14 protein-coding genes and 2 tRNA genes are annotated in these 19,763 nt (G+C 37.7%); 10 read left to right on the top strand and 6 right to left on the bottom strand.

The window, feature by feature from the left end:
• Positions 1-141: 141 nt before the first annotated feature.
• The 3 genes from B4A24_RS15215 to chrA all read left to right on the top strand — a co-directional run bounded on the left by B4A24_RS15215 (position 142) and on the right by chrA (position 4,445).
• A complete protein-coding gene (locus B4A24_RS15215) occupies positions 142-2,325 on the top strand; it encodes a glucoamylase family protein (RefSeq protein WP_293945973.1) in 2,184 nt (727 codons plus the stop codon).
• A gap of 96 nt (positions 2,326-2,421) precedes the next feature.
• Positions 2,422-2,943: an OmpA family protein gene (locus B4A24_RS15210; RefSeq protein WP_293945972.1), complete on the top strand. Its 522-nt coding sequence runs from the start codon at positions 2,422-2,424 to the stop codon at positions 2,941-2,943.
• Between the two features lie 98 nt (positions 2,944-3,041).
• Positions 3,042-4,445: a chromate efflux transporter gene (chrA, locus tag B4A24_RS15205; RefSeq protein ID WP_293945971.1), complete on the top strand. Its 1,404-nt coding sequence runs from the start codon at positions 3,042-3,044 to the stop codon at positions 4,443-4,445.
• Between the two features lie 34 nt (positions 4,446-4,479).
• On the opposite strand, the gene B4A24_RS15200 is transcribed toward chrA, so the two are convergent.
• A tRNA-Leu gene (locus B4A24_RS15200) sits at positions 4,480-4,564 on the bottom strand.
• Positions 4,565-4,569: 5 nt separating this feature from the next.
• Positions 4,570-4,642: transfer RNA gene (locus tag B4A24_RS15195), tRNA-Gly, on the bottom strand.
• 162 nt (positions 4,643-4,804) lie between these two features.
• Between B4A24_RS15195 and B4A24_RS15190 the strand changes: the two genes are divergently transcribed.
• From B4A24_RS15190 to trxA, 4 genes are all read left to right on the top strand, one after another.
• Positions 4,805-6,985 (top strand): glucoamylase family protein, encoded by a 2,181-nt coding sequence (locus tag B4A24_RS15190; RefSeq protein ID WP_422663680.1) that lies wholly within the window; start codon positions 4,805-4,807, stop codon positions 6,983-6,985.
• Positions 6,986-7,039: 54 nt separating this feature from the next.
• Positions 7,040-7,558, top strand: a complete 519-nt coding sequence (locus B4A24_RS15185) for an OmpA family protein (protein ID WP_094281635.1) — start codon at positions 7,040-7,042, stop codon at positions 7,556-7,558.
• Positions 7,559-7,803: 245 nt separating this feature from the next.
• Positions 7,804-12,225, top strand: a complete 4,422-nt coding sequence (gene dnaE, locus B4A24_RS15180; RefSeq protein WP_293945969.1) for a DNA polymerase III subunit alpha — start codon at positions 7,804-7,806, stop codon at positions 12,223-12,225.
• A 100-nt stretch (positions 12,226-12,325) separates the two neighbouring features.
• Positions 12,326-12,643, top strand: coding sequence for a thioredoxin (gene trxA / locus B4A24_RS15175; protein ID WP_094256329.1), 318 nt, complete (start codon positions 12,326-12,328; stop codon positions 12,641-12,643).
• A 261-nt stretch (positions 12,644-12,904) separates the two neighbouring features.
• Here trxA and B4A24_RS15170 read toward each other — a convergent pair whose 3' ends face one another.
• A complete protein-coding gene (locus B4A24_RS15170; RefSeq protein ID WP_293946019.1) occupies positions 12,905-14,503 on the bottom strand; it encodes a TonB-dependent receptor plug domain-containing protein in 1,599 nt (532 codons plus the stop codon).
• A 330-nt stretch (positions 14,504-14,833) separates the two neighbouring features.
• On the bottom strand, positions 14,834-15,772 hold the full coding sequence (locus B4A24_RS15165; protein ID WP_293945968.1) for a zinc dependent phospholipase C family protein: 939 nt from the start codon (positions 15,770-15,772) through the stop codon (positions 14,834-14,836).
• Between the two features lie 113 nt (positions 15,773-15,885).
• Between B4A24_RS15165 and B4A24_RS15160 the strand changes: the two genes are divergently transcribed.
• From B4A24_RS15160 to B4A24_RS15150, 3 genes are read left to right on the top strand one after another with little or no spacing between them, the layout of a single operon-like run.
• Entirely contained in the window at positions 15,886-16,875 is a 990-nt protein-coding gene (locus B4A24_RS15160; RefSeq protein WP_094256332.1) for a glycosyltransferase family protein, read from the top strand.
• The gene (locus B4A24_RS15155) at positions 16,875-17,549 is read left to right on the top strand and encodes an FKBP-type peptidyl-prolyl cis-trans isomerase (RefSeq protein WP_277712787.1); all 675 of its coding nucleotides are present in this window, start codon (positions 16,875-16,877) and stop codon (positions 17,547-17,549) included. Before B4A24_RS15160 ends, B4A24_RS15155 begins: the two co-directional genes overlap by 1 nt.
• Positions 17,539-18,435: an aldo/keto reductase gene (locus tag B4A24_RS15150; protein WP_293945967.1), complete on the top strand. Its 897-nt coding sequence runs from the start codon at positions 17,539-17,541 to the stop codon at positions 18,433-18,435. The genes B4A24_RS15155 and B4A24_RS15150 overlap by 11 nt, the downstream gene beginning before the upstream one ends.
• An 80-nt stretch (positions 18,436-18,515) precedes the next feature.
• Here the strand turns inward: B4A24_RS15150 and kdsB are convergent, their stop codons facing one another.
• Both kdsB and B4A24_RS15140 read right to left on the bottom strand, forming a co-directional pair.
• Entirely contained in the window at positions 18,516-19,259 is a 744-nt protein-coding gene (gene kdsB / locus B4A24_RS15145; protein ID WP_293945966.1) for a 3-deoxy-manno-octulosonate cytidylyltransferase, read from the bottom strand.
• Positions 19,260-19,303: 44 nt separating this feature from the next.
• Positions 19,304-19,763, bottom strand: a 460-nt coding sequence (locus tag B4A24_RS15140) for a deoxynucleoside kinase (protein ID WP_293945965.1), incomplete at its 5' end; no start/stop codon positions are given.

Here is a 19,763-nt window from a genome sequence, read left to right as displayed (position 1 = left end):
ATTCAAGGGGCTAATTTAGCGCATTTTTTCCGAAATTAAAATTTGAGCATACAATATCATTGGAAATCCTTTGTTACATTTGCGTTATAATCATTGTGGTGGCTTAGTTTTTGATTGTAAGCCTATGAAAAATGTTGACTTATGCTGAAAAAATACTTTTACTTTCTTTTCCTGTGTATTTTGCCCATACTTGCAAGGTCGGAGAGCTATCCGGAGGTGCTATTTGATAATAGTATAATCAATGGGAGCTACGCGAAAAGTATGGCACATTACACAGGAGAATCTTGGATACAAAATGTGAACCATAGCCTCCCGGTTTCAGATAGTTTGTTTTTTACACCTGGGAACTCATTGTCTTTGCGTTATGTTTCATCTCCCAATGGAAAATGGGAGGCCAGTATATTAAATGATAAGCAGAAATTTCAGTATATGATTGCCAAGGATGATCATTTAACCTTTAAATTATTTATCCAAAGTAATACTGAAAAGGGACAGTTGCCTAAAGTTGCCTTGCAACAACATGATTTGCGAAGCAATTCATTGGATATTAGCCATTATATTGACGACTTTGCGTACGATACCTGGCTCAATGTCTCTATCCCTGTATCAAAATTTGAAGGGATTACCATTGGAAAGGCGGTGTCCTCGTTGCTGCTTGAACAAAATGGAACCAGTGCAATTACACATCAGCTTTTTATTGATCAGATCGAGTTTTTGCCGAGAAACTACCCTAAGGTAAAGTTATCATCAGCTGCTATTTTGTCTAAAATAGGTGCGGTGGACAAACAAGTTGAACTTGTGTGGCAACTCCCATTAACCCCGAGCATCCGCTACGTGAAAATTTATCGATCAGAAGATAAACTGAATTATCAGCCAATTGCCGTCTTACCGATCTATGTGCAGAAGTGTCTTGATCGCGTGAATGAGTATAATAAAAGCTATTATTATAAAATAGCCTGGGTTGATTTTAACTATGTAGAGTCGCCGTTTTCAGATGTAAAAGAAATACAAACCAAAAAAGCGACCGATACGGAGATGCTAAGTTTTATTCGGAATGCTCACGTAAATTATTTTATTGATAATTATGATGTAAATAGTGGTATGTATCTTCCTGACCGTGGCAATCGTCAAGCTATCGTTTCAACAAATGAAACAGGCTATGCCATTTTAGGTTTGCTTGTCGCAGCTGAAAATAACTTGATGTCCAGACAGGCCTTGTTATCCCGGATGACACGTATGGTGAAATTTCTGAGTGCCGCGCAAAATCACCAGGGTGTTTTTACTGCTTTTTATGACGGAAGACTCGGAGTGCCTTTCTATCGCGATTCTGTACCAACTTATGATGTAAGGGCAACTTCGCATTTGATGGAGTCATTATTAATTGCCCGGGAGTACTTTACCAAGGATGATCCGCAGGAGGAATCATTACGGAAATCAATTACGGCATTATGGGAAAGGATAAATTGGAACTATTTTACAGACTGGCATAATCCAGATGTGCTTTGGAACAAATGGTCACCTATAGATAGTACCGCAAGATCTCGTTCACTCGGTGGATTTAATGAGAGTCTAAGTACCTATGTGCTTGCAATGTCGTCTCCAACGCATCCGTTAGCCACTTCGGCTTATACAAATGGATTTGCGACCAAACATACAGACGGAATAGACTTTAGCGATGAATTGAGTGTTTTGGCGCCAGAGATAAAAACGAAGTTGAATGATTCTCTAGCGCAGGTGATAAGTAGCAATCCCTTGATCGGTAATATGGGAAATACACCCGTTTCCATTTATTCGGATGATAAGGTGATTTTCGCTAAGAGCATTGCAGGTGGCAATCTGACTGAATCACTAATGTCTGTGTATAGGCCGTTTTTGATCATGAATCCCGATGGAAAAGTGGATAATTTTGTGAATTATAAAAAGTATTTATCGGATTATATCCTTGCTCATAAAAGGAGAGATAACGAATTGAATATCGGTACCAGATTTACCGATATCTGGGGTGTCGAAAAAGCCGATAATGCTTACGAGGGGTATCTTGTTAATCCAGCAATATCAATAGCTTCTTATCCATTCGAGAAAGAAATAGGTTTGAAAGCCTTGCGTAAATTTTATGAGGAGTACGCTGATGTCCTGTTCACACAATATGGATTCAGGGCATGGATTGATCTTAAAAACAACGACGTTTCTGAAAGTTACCGGGCGAGAAATCAGGCGACAATAGCGGTAATGATTGAAAATGCGAATTCGGGGATGATCTGGAAATTGTATGAACAGATTCCTGAAATTAAAAAGACATTGGATACGGTATATTTGAAGAAATAGATTTGTTACGATCCTGTGAAGGTAAAGAAGCACCTTTTTTGGACTTTTTTCCTTATATTTACGCTGCTTAAATCGACAATAAATACGTTAAAAACGATGCTTAGAAAAATTAATTTGGGGCTATTAGCCGTATCTGCAAGTTTATTATTATTTTCTTGTAAACAACAGGCTATCGTAGTAAATCCTGGAGCTGTTGTCACAAAAGATGGAACGGATGATGGTTTGAAAAATGTGAAGAAGGACTTTAATGATGCGAAAAGGACTGATGAGGGAATCAAATTCAGTATTTCGTCGGATCTATTGTTCCCAACAAATTCTTCCTATTTATCTGAAAAGGCAAAGACTGAAGTAAGTAAGTTAGCCGTGATCTTGAAAGAGAATAATAATAAAATTAAAGTTGATGGTTATACCGATGCTACTGGTACTGTCGAATATAATCAATGGCTTTCAGACAAACGTGCTGCATCCGTAAAGAAATTCTTGGTAGATTCGGGTGTACAGGAGTCCCGTATTACAGCTAAAGGTTTTGGGCAATCAAACCCTGTGGGTGACAATAAAACACCAGAGGGGCGTCAAAAAAACAGACGAGTAGAAGTAACAATCTTGGATAAAAAATAAAATTACCAGGATCCTTTTTCCTGAATGAAAAGCGAGATATTTTATAGATATATCGCTTTTTTTATGCCTTATTGAAAGCGTCCCAACTTCTTTAAGGAATGAATGGAGTAGCCAATACCATACCTCCATATTGTAATCAGAATGGTCAAAATATAAATTTTAGCATAAGTTTGGAAGAAAGTACACCTATTGAAAGAAATGAATCGCTTAAACCTAGTTTTCGGGAAGCAATTCGGTTTTGGTTCATACTAGGCTGGATAAGTTTTGGTGGAACGACAGGGCATATAACAATTATGCATGATTTCTTGGTGGACAAGAAAAGGTGGGTGAGTGGCAAAAAATTTTTTCAGGCATTGAATGCCTGCATGTTATTGCCTGGTCCGGAAGCACATCAATTGACGATTTATCTTGGCTGGAAATTACATGGTCTAAAGGGTGGTATATTGGCAGGACTATTTTTTATTTTGCCTTCTTTGTGTATCATATTTGGCCTCAGTCTCGTATACGTTTATTTCGGTCATTCAGCGTTTCTATCCGCGTTATTCTCGGGTTTAAAACCTGCGGTGCTTGCGATTATATTGTTTGCAACTTACAAGGTCGGACAAAAGTCATTATTGGGTACATGGCATTATACAGTAGCTTTACTAGCTTTTCTACTTTCTTATTTTGTCAAAGTCCCCATGCCCTGGATTATTTTTGGAGTTATTATTTTAGGATTCTTACTTTATTTCTTAAAATCCAAAGAAGCGAAGGTTAAATCTGAACGTGAAGAAGATGACGATAAGGAACGGTTTTATCACGTTAATTCCCTGGAGATAGTACCATCAGTTTCTGTGCGTAAGATTTGTGTTCAATTTCTTGCTTTTTTTCTGCTGTGGTTAGGTCCATTTACTGCGCTTTACCTGTTTATGCCCGATGCCACATTTTGGAAGGAACTTTCTTTCTTATTTACAAAATCAGCATACTTTACTATTGGTGGGTCCTATACTGTTATTCCTTATGTGGCAAATTTGGTTACGGAGAAATTTCTTTGGTTGACAAAAACGCAAATGATTGATGGTTTTGCCTTGGCCGAGACGACACCAGGCCCCTTGGTGATTGTATTGGCCTATGTCGGTTTTATGGCTGGATTCAATCATTTTGATCATTCTTATGCAATGGCTGCGATAGGCTTGGCAGCTACAGCTTATTTTACCTTTTTACCGAATTTTGCATTGATCTTTATCGGAGCTCCGCTTATCGAACGCTCTCAAAAAAATATGGCCATCCAATACGTACTTTCTTTGGTAACAGCTTCAGTGGTGGGGGTTATCGTTAATTTGGCGTTTTATCTAGGGAAAGGGATTTTGTTTCCTAATGCGTTTGGTTGGGTGGATTTGGATTGGAAAGCACTTCTTTGGGTGGTTGTTTCTATTTTCCTCTTATTTAGATATCGGATCGGAATGCTGCAGCTTATACTTTTGAGTCTGGTTTATGGGTTTTTACTGTATCTGTTGCCATAAACAAGAAAAGCTCATCGACTGATGAGCTTTCTTGTACCTAGGGCGGGAATCGAACCCGCACTCCCTTAACGGGAACAGGATTTTAAGTCCTGCGTGTCTACCAGTTCCACCACCTAGGCAACTGAGCGAAAGACGAGATTCGAACTCGCGACCCCAACCTTGGCAAGGTTGTGCTCTACCAACTGAGCTACTTTCGCTTGACGTGCTGCAAATATAGAGAGATTTAGTAAAGTTGAAAAATAATATTTCGACAAAAGTTGCAATGTGCTTGTAATGTGAGTAATAATTTTATCACGAAGCTATAAAAAGGGTTCAAGAATAGCATTTACAGTGATTTTTTAGCTATTTTCGTGTTTTAAATGTGGAATATGCAACTTAGACTTTTTACTTTACTATTTTTCTGTTGTTTGGTTCAGATTGTTAAATCAGAATCCTATCCAGAGGTCATATTTGATAATAGTTTGGTTAAAGGGTCCTATGCACGTAGTATTGTGAATTACAGTGGCGATAGCTGGGTTGAGAATGTTCAAAAGAATTTACTGGTTTCAGATAGCTTATTCTTTACACCTGGAAATGCTTTGTCGTTGAAATATATTTCTTCAGAAACTGGCGACTGGGATGTTTTAATCCGTTATAGCCGACAAAAGTTTCATTATCGTGTGTCCTTGGATGATAACTTAAGTTTAAAACTATTTGTCGGATCCGAAGGGACGAAGCCTGAGAATTTACCATCCATATCCATTCAACAAGGTTTAAATCAATCCATTTCCATTCCATTAGGCGATTATATTGAAGATTATAATAACAGTAGCTGGATGAGTGTAAAAATTCCACTTCGGGAATTTGCAGGACTTAATATTGACCAAAATATAACCGGAATAATTTTAAGGCAACATCATTCCAGTGCAGTCACCAATCAGCTATTTTTAGATCAGATGGAGTTTTTACCATCTAAATATTCCGAAGCTCCTCTCACTTCAAATGCGGTTTTATCCAAGGCATCTGCCTATGGTAAGCATATTGACTTACAATGGCAGGTACCATTGACCCCAAGTATTCGGTATGTTAAGATTTATCGCTCAGAGGACAATAAAGAATTTAAGGCCGTGGCGATTCGTCCGACCTATATGTTAAGAGGTTTGGATTATGTACCAGTTTTGGCCAAAAAGTATTATTATAAAATTGCTTGGGTTGACTATAATTATAGGGAGTCACCGTTTTCGGAGGTATTAGAGGTTGAGCCAAAGCAGTTGAATGAAAGTGAGTTAATGGATCTGATTCAGTTGGCGAGTGTAAATTACTTTGTCGAGAATTATGATATTAATTCTGGGATGTACATGCCTTATCGCATGAAGGATAAAGCGTTGGTTTCAGTACGTGAGACCGGAGGAGCCATGTTAAGCATGTTGGTTGGGGTGGAGAAAGGATTTGTAAGTAAATCACTTTTCTTGAGCAGGGTGAAAAGGATTGTTGGTTTTTTAGCGAAAGCGCAGAATAATAAAGGTTTTTTTCCGGCATACTTTGATGGACGAAAAGGATTGCCTGTTTACTTGGATGATCAACCTCGATATGATATACAGGCAACAAGTTCATTGATGGAGGCCTTATTGGTCATTCGTCAATATTTAAATAATGATGCAGCTGAAGAGAATAAATTAAGGGGTGACATCACTCAATTATGGGAGCGATTAGATTGGCGGGGAGTAACCCTTCCTTCGGATCCATTGGTTCTGAAGTCATCAATTAACATGGTGGATGAGTATTTTTCATTTGACCCTTTAGTTGGGATCAATAATGGATTGAATGCATACATGTTAGCGATTGCATCTACGAAGTCAAGTTTAGCGCCAGAAGCATTTGCGAATGCTTTAAAATATAAATTTGAAAGGCCTCAGGTTCGGGGTAACCTAAGAAGATTTGGGAATGGCGAAGAGAGTCAAGCAACAGATTCTGTTGTAACAGCAGTTAGTGAAGAGAAAAAAATAGTTTCAGCAGCCGGCCAGGATACTGTTTACAAAGTTTTAGCGACGCATGATACGCTGATGTATGGAATTAACTTGCCGTTTGGCAATTATACCAGCAGTTTATTGGATATGTATAGACCCTTTAATACTATCAATCCGAATTTGAGTAAGGTTGGGGAGTATGATTTAAAGGGCGTATTGCAGAAGTATACACAGGTTGCCAAGCGTAGGGATAATGAGATTGGGGTAGGGACTTNNTTTTATCAATATCGGGATAGTGTTGGGACATTTCGGATCAATCCGGCAATAGCGATTTCATCGATGTTTTTGGATGAAGCAAGATCAAAGCGTTCGCTTCATGCTTTATATAATCAATTTGGGGAATTTTTATTTACAGAATACGGTTTTCGGGCCTGGATGGATTTACGGACAGATGATGTTTCGGATGAGTATATTGCGAGTAATCAAGCAAATCTTTCCATACTTTTGGAGAATGCCCGGACAGGCTTAATCTGGAAGTTATATCAGGCGATTCCGGAAATCCAGTCAGCGGAGCAAAGAATCTTTAAGAAGTGAAATAATTAATAGTAATATCATTATATTTACGCATTCAAAACAATAAAAAAACACATGAAGCGAATCAACTATTTAACTTTAATTTTTTTAGCGGGTCTTACCTTATTTTCTTGTAAGCAACAGGCCTTGGTTGTGAATCCAGGAGCTGTAGTGACCCAGGATGGTACCAATGACGGACTTAAAAATGTAAAGAGAGAGTTTGAAGATGCCAAGCAAACGAATGAGGGGATTTTGGTTTCTATCTCATCAGATTTATTGTTTCCAACAAATTCTTCCTATTTAACTGATGGAGCAAAAACAGAGTTGAGTAAATTAGTGAAGGTTTTGAAGGGGAGCAATGCTGGATCCAAAATCAGGGTCGATGGACATACCGATGCTACGGGAACACCGGAATATAATGTTTGGTTATCCGATAAGCGAGCTGCTTCAGTGGAGAAATTTTTGGTAGAAGCAGGAATTGGAGCTTCCAGGATATCAACAAAAGGTTTAGGTCAGACCAAACCTATTGCAGATAACAAGACTCCGGAAGGTAGACAGAAAAACAGAAGAGTAGAGGTTGTGATCTTAAAATAATCTTTTTAAAAGAAATAAATAAAGGCGCAGTTCTGATTTGTCAGAGCTGCGTTTTTTTTATCCATTATACCTGTGTAATGGGTTGGCTGTATTGTGGAAAATCTGCACAAAAAATAGCTGAAGAGTTAATTTCCTCGTTTATATTTAATTAAAGCTGTGGATATTTTAGTTGGCTGGAATTGGTCGAAAATTAAGATAATATTAAGTATTTTTGTTAGTTATATAGTTATAGGGAGAAGAGAACGATGTACATAATTTTTGATACGGAAACTACGGGTTTGCCAAAGCGTTGGGATGCACCAATTACGGATACCGATAATTGGCCGAGGTGTATTCAGATTGCCTGGCAATTGCATGATGAAATGGGGAGATTGGTTGAGCATCAAGATTATTTAATTAAGCCTGATGGTTTCAATATTCCATATGATTCGGAGAAGATCCACGGAATATCAACTGAATTAGCAGAATCAGATGGTATTCCATTAACTGAGGTTTTAGTAAAATTCAATGAAACCTTATCAAAAGCTAAATTTGTTGTTGGTCAGAATGTTGGCTTTGATGTCAATATTATGGGTTGTGAATTTTACCGGTATCAGGTTGATAGTCCGATGTCTTCGATGCCAGTTTTGGATACCTGTACTGAAGTTACCGCTGAATTATTAAAATTACCGGGAGGTCGTGGTGGTCGTTATAAATTACCCACCTTAACAGAATTACATAGTTATCTTTTTGGGGTTCCATTTTCGGAGGCCCATAATGCGACTGCCGACGTTGAAGCAACAACACGATGTTTCTTCGAGCTTATCCGTAAGGATGTATTTTCAGCTAGTGACTTACAGGTTGATACGGGTTACTTTGTTGAATTTAAGACTGAGAATCCGACATTAGTTGAGCCGGTAGGCTTAAAACATGTAAATTTAAAAGCAGCTTCAGATGCGATCCGTCAAGCGGAAAGCATGGGGGTGAAGAAAGTGGTTATTGACCCAGAAACCCTTGCCAAATTCGAAGCCGCAGAATTTGCACATTTACATAATCACACCCAATTTTCAGTTTTACAATCTACTATTTCCATTGACAACTTAATTCAGGCAGCTGCAAAACATAACATGCCAGCAGTGGCGATGACGGATCATGGGAATATGATGGGTGCCTTTCACTTTGTAAGTAAAACCCTGAGCCATAATAAAGAGATTGAAGCAAAAATAAAGGAAGCTGCAGAGAAAGGTGAAACATTTGAAGGAAATACCATCAAACCGATAGTTGGTTGTGAGTTTTATGTTTGTGAAAATCGAAAAGATAAGAGCCGTAAGGATAATGGTTATCAGGTAGTATTCTTGGCAAAGAATAAACATGGTTACCATAATATGGCTAAGATGGCTTCAATCGCCTATACTGAAGGGTTTTATTATGTTCCTCGGATTGATAAAGAAACCGTTGAGCGCTATAAAGAGGACCTTATTGTATTATCGGGAAATTTAAATGGTGAGGTTCCGAGTAAGGTGTTGAATATTGGGGAAGCCCAAGCTGAGGAGGCCTTAATATGGTGGAAAGAGCAATTTGCTGATGATTTTTATATTGAATTAATGCGTCATGGTCAAGAGGATGAAAATCGCGTAAATGACACTTTGGTTCAATTGGCAAAGAAACATCAGGTTAAACTGATAGGTACCAATAATACTTATTACGTCAATAAATCAGACGCCCATGCACATGATATTTTATTGTGTGTGAAAGATGGGGAGAAATTATCGACACCAAAGGGTAGAGGTCGTGGATTTCGATTTGGATTACCAAATCAAGAATATTATTTCAAATCTGCTGAAGAAATGAAGCAGGTTTTCAAAGATACCCCTGAGGCCATCATTAATATTCAAGAGGTTTTAGATAAGATTGAGGAATATTCTTTAAATCGGGATGTTCTGTTGCCGAAGTTTGAAATTCCGGAGCAGTTTCAATCTCCAGAAGATTTAGTGGATGGTGGTAAGCGAGGTGAGAATGCTTATTTAAAGCATTTGACCTATCTAGGTGCAGAACGACGCTATGAAGAAATTACGGATTCCATTCGAGAGCGATTGGATTTTGAGCTGGCAACCATTGAAAAAACGGGATATCCGGGATACTTTTTGATTGTTCAGGATTTTATTGCTGCGGCACGTGACATGGGAGTTTCAGTAGGTCCAGGTCGTGGTTCCGCGGCAGGATCAGCAGTAGCTTATTGTTTAGGGATTACCAATATTGACCCTATCTTGTATGACTTACTATTTGAGCGTTTCTTAAATCCGGATCGTGTGTCGATGCCGGATATTGATATTGACTTTGATGATGAAGGTCGTGGTCGGGTTATGCAATATGTAATTGATAAATATGGGGCTTCGCAAGTTGCCCAGATTATCACTTATGGTACCATGGCTGCCAAATCATCCATTAAGGATACAGCCAGGGTATTGGATTTGCCACTTTCTGATGCCAATGAGATTGCGAAATTGATTCCGAACTTAAAATTGAATAAGATTTTCAATTTAGAGGATAAGGCTTTAAAGGAGGTCTTACGAGCGGAAGAGTTGGAAGCAGTCAATAAATTAAAATCCTTGGCGGATGGTGCTGGAATTGAGGCAGAGACCATCAAGCAGGCTCGGGTTCTGGAAGGTTCAATGCGTAATACGGGTATTCACGCCTGTGGTGTGATTATTACGCCAGATGATATCACGAATTTCGTTCCGGTTTCCTTGGCAAAGGATTCAGATTTATATGTTACGCAGTTTGACAACTCAGTTGTAGAGAGTGCGGGATTACTAAAGATGGACTTTTTGGGGTTAAAAACGTTAACCCTAATCAAGGATACTGTAATTAATGTGAAGTTGCGACATGATATTGATTTGGATCCGGATAATTTTCCGATAGATGACGAGAAGACGTATGAGTTATTCCAAAGAGGTGAGACGATTGGTATTTTCCAATATGAATCTCCGGGGATGCAGAAATACATGAAGGAATTAAAGCCGACAGTTTTTGCGGATTTAATTGCGATGAATGCCTTGTATCGTCCGGGACCAATGGAGTATATTCCAAGTTTCGTTAAGCGGAAGCATGGGATTGAACCGATTACCTATGACTTGGATGCCTGTGAGGAATATTTAAGTGAGACCTACGGGATTACGGTTTATCAGGAGCAGGTAATGCTTCTGTCCCAGAAGTTAGCCGGATTTTCGAAGGGTGATGCCGACGTGCTTCGGAAGGCGATGGGTAAGAAGCAGAAAGCAGTTTTGGATAAGATGAAGCCAAAATTTGTGGCTCAAGCGGAGGCGAATGGCCATAATGCGAAAGTCTTGGAGAAAATCTGGACTGACTGGGAAGCCTTTGCATCTTATGCCTTCAATAAGTCACACTCCACCTGTTATGCATGGGTTGCTTATCAAACAGCGTATTTAAAAGCCCACTATCCAGCGGAATATATGGCTGCAGTATTGTCCAATAATATGAACGATATCAAGCAAGTTACCTTCTTTATGGAAGAGTGTAGGCGAATGGGCTTAACTGTTTTAGGTCCAGACGTTAATGAGTCGCATTATAAGTTTACTGTAAATGATGAGGGAGCGATTCGATTTGGTATTGGAGCTGTAAAAGGTGTTGGAGCAGGGGCTGTTGAGACTATTGTAAATAGTCGTGCAGATGGTCCTTATAAATCCATCTTTGACTTGGCGAAGCGTGTGGATTTACGCATGATCAATAAAAAGGCATTCGAGAGTTTAGCCTATGCTGGTGGGTTTGATTCCTTCGGAGATACGCATCGGGCTCAATATTTCTATTCCGATACCGATAGTAGTTCAGGAATAGAAAAGGCTATAAAATTTGCGCATAAATTCAAGGAGAATGAGAACTCGGCCCAAGTGAGTTTATTTGGATCAGGGGGAGCAGTAGAATTGCCTGAACCAACGATGAGTCCATGTCCAGCATGGGGATTGATTGAGAAATTGAAATATGAGAAGGATGTAATCGGTATTTATTTAACGAGTCATCCTTTGGATAATTATAAATTTGAGATGCGACATTTCTGTCCCAATACAGTTACTGATCTTCAAATGATCAATAAGGTAAAAGCGGCAGAAGTAGAGCAGGAGGTACTGCTAGAATTTAACCGAATCAAAAATAAGGAAGTTGTATTAGGTGGAATAGTGGCTCTGGCGAACCATAGGGTTGCCAAGTCAGGGAAACCATTTGGTTCATTCATTATTGAGGACTACTCTGATTCTTATGAGATTATGGTTTTCGGTGAGGACTATGTTAAATTTAAGGGATATTTGCAGGAGGGTTATTTTGTTCAGATCAGGGGATTAGTTCAGGAGCGTTTTAAACAGGTTGGAAATTGGGGATTTGAGTTAAAAGGTATTCAATTGTTATCTGATTTACGGGAGAAGATGGCAAAGAGTTTTACGATTCAATTTCCATTGCATGTCTTGAATCAAGAATTCATGCAATCCTTACAAGAATTGATAAGTTATACGCAGCTAGAAGGGCAAGAAGCGAATTGTCAATTGAAATTTATGATCATGGATCTTCAGGATGAATATTCTATAGAAATGCCTGTAAAAAGGAAGAAGATATTTATTACAAACGAGTTTCTGGATGGACTAGAAGCCTTGGAGAGTGTGAGATATAAATTAAATTGATAGGTTATAAAAAAAATAATAGTTGTATTTAAATAGCATGTATTAGCGATTGCTTATATTTGTGTACATTATAATTGTAAAAACATAAAACATAATCAAAATGGCATTAGAAATTACAGATGGCAACTTTGATGAAGTTGTATTGAAATCAGATAAACCAGTACTTATTGACTTTTGGGCAGAATGGTGTGGTCCATGTCGTATGGTTGGTCCTTTGGTTGATGAAATTGCAACTGAATACGAAGGTAAAGCAGTGGTAGGAAAAGTTAATGTAGATAACAATCCAGATATTTCTGTACGTTATGGAATTCGTAATATCCCGGCATTGTTGTTCTTTAAAAATGGTGAGATCGTTGATAAACAAATCGGCGCAGTGCCTAAGTCAGTTTTAACTGAGAAATTAGAGAAACAACTTTAAAAAACTAAAAAAGAGCGATTTATTATCGCTCTTTTTTAGTTTTAGTATTTAAGTAGAGAGTATTTAGTATTTAGACCTATGCGGGCTACCCGCGGGACTGAACATAATCGTAAGCGGGATAACCGCGGGAATTGTATCTTGTCGTGAGCGGGCTATCCGCGAGGACTAAACATAATCGTAAGCGGGCTATCCGTAGTTTTAGTATTTAGTATTTAGTATAGAGTATTTAGACATGAGTGGGCTAGCCGTTTTAGGGTTTTGTTAGAGGTTGATATTATATTTAAATCCTAAAGTTGCCCATCTGCTAGGCATTGGAACGGCTCCGACTTCTATATATTGGGTATCAAAGATGTTTTGAAGGTCTGTATATAGGGTATATTTTGATTTTTGGAAGGCTATGCGTGCGTCAGAAACAAAATATGAATGATTGGAGGTCCTGTTAAGCCATCTGTTTGCCGTACTGATTGACCAACTTCCTGTTTGAAATGTTAAAGACCCTATAGCTTGATGTTTTAAACTTTCAATGCCATATTTAATAATAGCATTCTGATAATCATTGATTATTGAAGAATTAAGGTAAGTGTAGGAAAGGTTCAAGTTGAAACTTGAAGAATTTCCTAATTGTCGATTGTACAGAATGTTCGAAAATATTCCGTGAGTTATATTATTTCCAAGATTCTGAGCCTGATAAGGTTCACTTGTTGAAGTTCTCATCCAATCAATAAAATTATCAATATCCCTATAGAAGTAACCAGCTTTTACAGTTAGGTTAGCCAATTGATAGGAAGTTCCTATTTCATTTTGCCATGCATTTTCACTTTTTAGATTTGGATTTCCAATGTTTCCTGGTCTTTGGTTAAGATAAAGATCTGTGAAAGTTGGGATTCGTTGACTAGTTCCGCTGCTGGCAGAAATTTTCCATTTTTCATTGATCAGGTAACTTACATCCAATCCTGGGAATACTTGCCAGTCGTAATCGGTATTGTAATTGATATATGCCCCTAAATTGAAGATGAATCTTTTGAAGTAAGTTGATCTAAATTCAGAAAAGAAGCCCAGATTATTACGACTGTGGTCACCAATATTTGAGGAGTTAATGGATTCATGTCTGGTTTCGAATCCTAACCCAAGATCTCCAAAATTAAATTGACGGTATGCATTTAATTCACCTGAGACGCTATGTGTATAATGATGACTTCTGCCTTTAGATAAATCATCTTTAAAATATCTGTAATCATCATCATTATATCGATAATTTACTCTTGGGCTTAGATACCAATGCTCTTTGATTTGATGATGTGAAGCGATACTTGAGATAAAAGTTTGGACCAATTCCTCGGAGTTTTTATCCCCAGGAGCGGCATAATATCCATTTGCACCAAATTGATTATTGATATAACCCGCCATCATCTGAATCTTATTATTATCATTCAGGATAATGTTATTCTGGTAGAATATTTTTTCATTATCGCTAGCCGTATTATAGCGTTGTCCATTACTATGTTCCTTACTGGCGTATAATTGATGTTGGTTGTTTTTCTTGTAGAATGTACCCCCAAGTTGAACTCCAGAGCCATAATAAGTGCCATTTTTATCTTCCTCTTCCACTTTATTAAAAGAAGACCCTGCAAAAAGATGGGCGAATACAGAGTTGTTTTCCACTTGTTTAGTAACAATATTCACTGCACCAGTTAATGCATTTATTCCATACATTCGAGAAGCGGGTCCGCGAAGGATCTCAATTCTTTCGATTGATTCAATTGGAATAGGGATATTTAACATGTGGTGCCCAGTTTGAGGGTCTGTTAATTTAACGCCATTAATCAATACCAAGGTTTGGTCAAAACTACCACCGTCGATTCCAATATCAGCCTGCGTGCCAAAAGGTCCCCTTTGTCTAATGTCTACTCCTNNCCTGAAACATATCTTAATACTTCATTAATACTTGTACTAGGCAGCCTTTTAAGATCCTTTTGAGTCAGAACCTGAATGTTCCGGCTATGTTGGTTAAAAGGAATCTGAAATCTATTCTCTTGGATAATAACTTCATTGATCTTAGTTGTATCCGTGGTAATATTTTGAGCAAGTAAAAGATTAGGTACAGCAGAAAGAAGAATTAATAATTTTTTGGATGACATTTTAATTAAATTTTCTGCGAAATTAGTTAAAATAAATATTTAGATGAAAATTCTAATGCCATTCTTCTCTACCTTGAGGGATTTTATGTTTTGACAGGTCTATGGAATCAGTAGGAAGGTCATTCATTTTTAGATAGGACAAATCAGGTTGGCCAGCATCTACCCAAGCAGTAAACCACAGAGAGCCAATTGCATGAATGGATTTTTTCATTCTTTTATGGACCATTCCATTTAATTGTTGATGATAAGTTTCCACATAGTAATCGGAGTAATTCGTTTGTATTTGTTGTCCGCGTAAGATGTAAGATTTATGTAGGATCTTGGGTAATTTTTGAGAAAGATATTGTTCAAGTTGCAGCACTGAATCGAGGAGTGCATTGCTTTCCATAATAATCGACCAAGCATAATCGAGGACATTATCAATGTATTTTGCAGGACCGACATACAGGTTATATTTTTTGGAATATTTTTCGGGGAGTCTTGTTTCCCAGAGGGCATGAATTCCGATTTGATTTGTTTGCTGACCGTTGTAGTTGCTGGTTGTATGTAAAGGGACATGCGCATCGGCAGTATAATGGCCCAAGTCAGCTGAAACCTTAATAATTCTATAGCTATCTTTTTTGTAGAAAGCATTTCGGAGTTGAATAAATGACTTTTCAATTTGCCAAGGGACAATCCCTCTGCTTATGAGGAGTTTTACATTATATTTTTCTTTGGCTTTATTCCAGGGGATCTGGATGGAATCTTTATGGGGAATTTGGTCGAGGTCAATAAAATGGCGTGGAGATTCTTTCGGGTCGATATATACTCTTTTATCGGCATTTACAGCATAGTCTCGGATTTTGGTGAGATTTCTTTTATAGAAATCATTCAGTGCTGGTGGTAGAGTAAATATGGCATTAGTATTTATTATTTTGTGGGGATAGAAACCCCATGCGGAGAGGGTTATCATTATGATTATCGACAACATTAAGATAATGGATCGTTTCATCTTGTGATAGAGGGTTTTATCGAAAATTAATAATTTTCAGTTAAGATAAGTAGAATTTTGTGGAAACATATTAACTGAAATTTGTTACTTTGTTAGAGTCAAATTCAGAATCGATGAAAATATTATATGCTGTTCAAGGGACTGGAAATGGGCATTTATGTCGCGCGATAGACATTATTCCCTGTTTACAGGAGTATGGTCAGGTAGACGTTTTGATCAGCGGGATCCAAGCTGATATTGAATTACCCTTTAAGGTGAAGTACCGTTATCATGGATTGAGTTTTATTTTTGGTAAATCCGGGGGTGTTGATTTATGGAAAACCTTCATGAGTTCGACGGTGAGGAAGTTTGTCAAAGAGGTGAATTCTGTTCCAGTAGAGGATTATGATTTGGTTATTAATGATTTTGAGCCTATATCTGCATGGGGATGTTATTTTAAGGAGAAGAACTGTATAGGTTTAAGTCATCAGATAGGGGCATTTGACCCATCGAGTCCGAAGCCTGAGGAGTCGGATATGTTGGGAAAATTTATCATGAAAAATTATGCGCCGGCAAATATTTCTTATGGATTTCATTTTAAATCCTATGCTTCGCATATTTTTACCCCAGTAATTCGGCAGTCGGTTCGAGAATTGGAGCCTAAGGATTTGGGTCATTATACTGTTTATTTGCCTTCCTATGATGATTCACATTTATTAAAGCATCTTTCCCGGTTTACGGATGTGAAATGGGAAGTTTTTTCGAAGCATAATAAAAAGCCATTCCGGTTGAAGAATGTATCCATAAACCCGATAAATAGTGATGCCTTTGTACAGAGTATGGCCGAATCTTCAGGAGTTCTTTGTGGGGCAGGCTTTGAAACCCCGGCAGAAGCCTTATATTTAGGGAAGAAGTTGTTGGTTATTCCTATGAAAAATCAGTATGAGCAACATTTAAATGCTGCATCATTAGAGGAAATAGGAGTTCCAGTCATTAAAAGTTTAAAAAAGAAGTCGGAATTAGATATTGAATCCTGGCTCAATGCAAAATCTAAAGTCAGTGTAGACTATCAAGATTGTACTGCAGAAATAATAGATAAAATTGTAAAAAACCATAAACCATAATGAAGTATATATTAGGAATCTTTTTTTGTTTAGCGCTGAATTCAACCGTTAATGCTCAGGCATTGGCCAATTCGAAGGATTCTTTATCCTATGCATTGGGCCAGGACTTAGGGTCTTATATCAAACGGATGGATTTACCCTTGAATAAAGATCAACTTTTGAAGGCAATAGGAGATGTGCTGGATGGAAAGGAAGTAGTATTCAAGGATGAAGAGCGCGAAGGCATTATTCGTAATGGCTTACAAAAGATTCAAGATGAGAAGAATGCTAATTTAAAAAACGCTGCGGAAGAATTTTTGGCGAAGAACAAAACCAAAGCAGGAATCAAAGTAACTCCAGAGGGAGTTCAATATGAAGTTATCAAGGAAGGAAAAGGGCTAAACCCATCGCTTAGTGATACTGTTACGGTACATTATATTGGGAAAGTCTATACGGGTGAGAGTTTTGATAATTCCTATGAGAGAGGCGAACCTTTGGATTTGAATTTAAATTCTGTCATAGAGGGTTGGAAAATTGGGATTCCCTTGATGAAGAAAGGGGCAAAATACAGATTTTTTATTCCATATACATTAGGATATGGAGAACGAGGTAGTGGACCTATTCCACCGTATAGCACTTTAATATTTGAAGTAGAGTTGCTAGATATCAAATCAGCAAATGAGAATGCAATATAATTTATTGGGTAAATCAGATCTTCGAATTTCTGAAATTGGACTTGGTGCCATGTCATTGGTTCAAGGTCATGATCAAACCAATGGCTATATTATCAAACATGCGCAAGAGTTAGGGATCAATTACCTGGATACTTCTGATCTTTATGATAAAGGGAAGAATGAAGAATTGATTGGTCGTTTAATTGGGGCTGACCGAGATAAATGGGTTTTGGCTTCAAAGGTTGGAAATAAATGGCGTCAGGATGGAAGTGGTTGGGATTGGGCACCAGATAAGGCCTATATCTTAAAATCGATTGATGAATCCTTGAAACGGTTAAATACGGATTATCTGGATTTATATCAACTTCATGGCGGGACTATTGAAGATCCATTTGATGAGATTGTAGAGGCGTTTGAGCTGTTGGTAAAGCAAGGGAAGATTCGGTATTATGGGATATCATCCATTCGTCCCAAGGTTTTCTTAAATTATGCTCAAAACAGCAATATTGTTTCTGATATGATGCAATACAGCATTTTTGATCGAAGACCAGAGGAATATTTTCCGCAATTACAGGAAAGCGGGATTTCGGTATTAGCTCGAGGAACCATTGCTCAGGGTTTGTTACTCAAAAAACCAGCTCAGAAATATTTGAGTTATTCAGTACATGAGGTTCTGGAAATTCAGAAGAAATTAGCAGAAATCTCCAGTAAGTATGATTTAAATAGGTTGGCTCTCGCCTTAAAATATCCTTTACTACATTCACCAGTTGCCTGTAGTGTGGTTGGGATTCGGACAAGAGAACAAATCAATTCCTTAGATGAGGTTTTTGATGATATGCAGAAGATAGATCTAAGTGTATATGCAGATTTAATTGAAGTTATGCCTACAATAAGATATGAAGTATAAAATTGGCTATGTCGATAGAATTCAAAAAGAAGGTCAGGGATAAATCCTGACCTTCTTTTTGTAATAGGTTAATTATAAACCTACTGATTAAAATATTTTTTAAGAATTGCTTTTAAATCTTCAGGAGTATCAATGGCGTCATTAATATGGTTTGAAATGGCAGTTTTAATTTTATAGCCATTATCTAACCAGCGCAATTGTTCGAGGGATTCAGCAGTTTCTAGTTTGGAGATTGGAAGGGATGCTATCTTCTTAAGAGTATCTACTTTAAAACCATAGATACCGATATGATTATAATATGTTTCGTTTTTCAGCCAATCTTGGATGTTTTTACCTCTTAGAAAGGGGATAGGTTGCCTGGAGAAGTAAAGCGCTTCTTGATTTAAGTTCAGTACAACCTTTGGTTTATTGATATTTTCGAGATCCTCGATTTCAGTGATTGGTCTGACCAGGGTTGCGATTTGAACCTCAGGGTTTTGGAAGCAAGAAACAAGCAGATCAATTTGTTGAGGATCAATAAATGGTTCATCACCTTGGATGTTGACTGCGATATCGAATCCACTGATATTACTGATTACTTCAGCACAACGGTCCGTTCCAGATTGATGATCTTTTTTGGTCATGACCACATTTCCGGCGAAGCTTTTCACATGGTCAAAAATACGTTGGTCATCAGTTGCAACGACCACTTCACTTAGAGAAGCGGCATGTTTAACTTGATTATATACACGTTGAATCATGCTTATACCCGCTATATCAACCAAAGGTTTTCCGGGGAATCTCGTTGAATCGTATCGAGCGGGGATTATTCCAATTACTTTCATGGATTAAAAATAAGAAAAGCCGATGAGAATCGGCTTTTTAGTTTTTAAAATAAACCGAAGAGCTCGGCTTCTATTTTTTGAATGATTTTTCCTAAATCTTCTTGATTATTTGCAAAATCAAGGTTATCCTTATCTAAGATCAAGAGTTTACCCTCTGAGTAATTATTGATCCATTTTTCATATTTTTCATTCAATTTAGAAAGATAATCCAGACGAATACCGGATTCATAATCACGGCCTCTTTTTTGGATATTATTGACCAATGTTGGGACAGATGCACGTAAATAGATTAAAAGATCAGGAGGTTTAATGTAGTTTACTATGCTTTGAAAGATATCGGAATAATTTTCAAAGTCTCTAGCGCTCATTAATCCCATATCGTACAAGTTTTCCGCAAAGATATACGCATCTTCATAGATAGTTCTGTCTTGGATCATATTGATTTCTCTATTTTGAAGATCTACAATATGACGGAATCTAGAATTAAGGAAGAAGATCTGCAAG

The organism is Sphingobacterium sp. UBA7249 (assembly GCF_002472835.1).
Lineage (GTDB): Bacteria > Bacteroidota > Bacteroidia > Sphingobacteriales > Sphingobacteriaceae > Sphingobacterium > Sphingobacterium prati.
The sequence above is the reverse complement of the archived record's forward strand: the minus strand, read 5'-3'. Positions and strand labels throughout refer to the sequence as shown.

Coding starts and splice junctions, on each gene's coding strand:
- B4A24_RS15155 (WP_277712787.1), top strand. CDS start 16,875: ATGAAGTATATATTAGGAATCTTTTTTTGTTTAGCGCTGAATTCAACC.
- B4A24_RS15150 (WP_293945967.1), top strand. CDS start 17,539: ATGCAATATAATTTATTGGGTAAATCAGATCTTCGAATTTCTGAAATT.
- B4A24_RS15160 (WP_094256332.1), top strand. CDS start 15,886: ATGAAAATATTATATGCTGTTCAAGGGACTGGAAATGGGCATTTATGT.
- dnaE (WP_293945969.1), top strand. CDS start 7,804: ATGTACATAATTTTTGATACGGAAACTACGGGTTTGCCAAAGCGTTGG.
- B4A24_RS15215 (WP_293945973.1), top strand. CDS start 142: ATGCTGAAAAAATACTTTTACTTTCTTTTCCTGTGTATTTTGCCCATA.
- trxA (WP_094256329.1), top strand. CDS start 12,326: ATGGCATTAGAAATTACAGATGGCAACTTTGATGAAGTTGTATTGAAA.
- chrA (WP_293945971.1), top strand. CDS start 3,042: ATGAATGGAGTAGCCAATACCATACCTCCATATTGTAATCAGAATGGT.
- B4A24_RS15185 (WP_094281635.1), top strand. CDS start 7,040: ATGAAGCGAATCAACTATTTAACTTTAATTTTTTTAGCGGGTCTTACC.
- B4A24_RS15165 (WP_293945968.1), bottom strand. CDS start 15,772: ATGAAACGATCCATTATCTTAATGTTGTCGATAATCATAATGATAACC.
- B4A24_RS15210 (WP_293945972.1), top strand. CDS start 2,422: ATGCTTAGAAAAATTAATTTGGGGCTATTAGCCGTATCTGCAAGTTTA.
- kdsB (WP_293945966.1), bottom strand. CDS start 19,259: ATGAAAGTAATTGGAATAATCCCCGCTCGATACGATTCAACGAGATTC.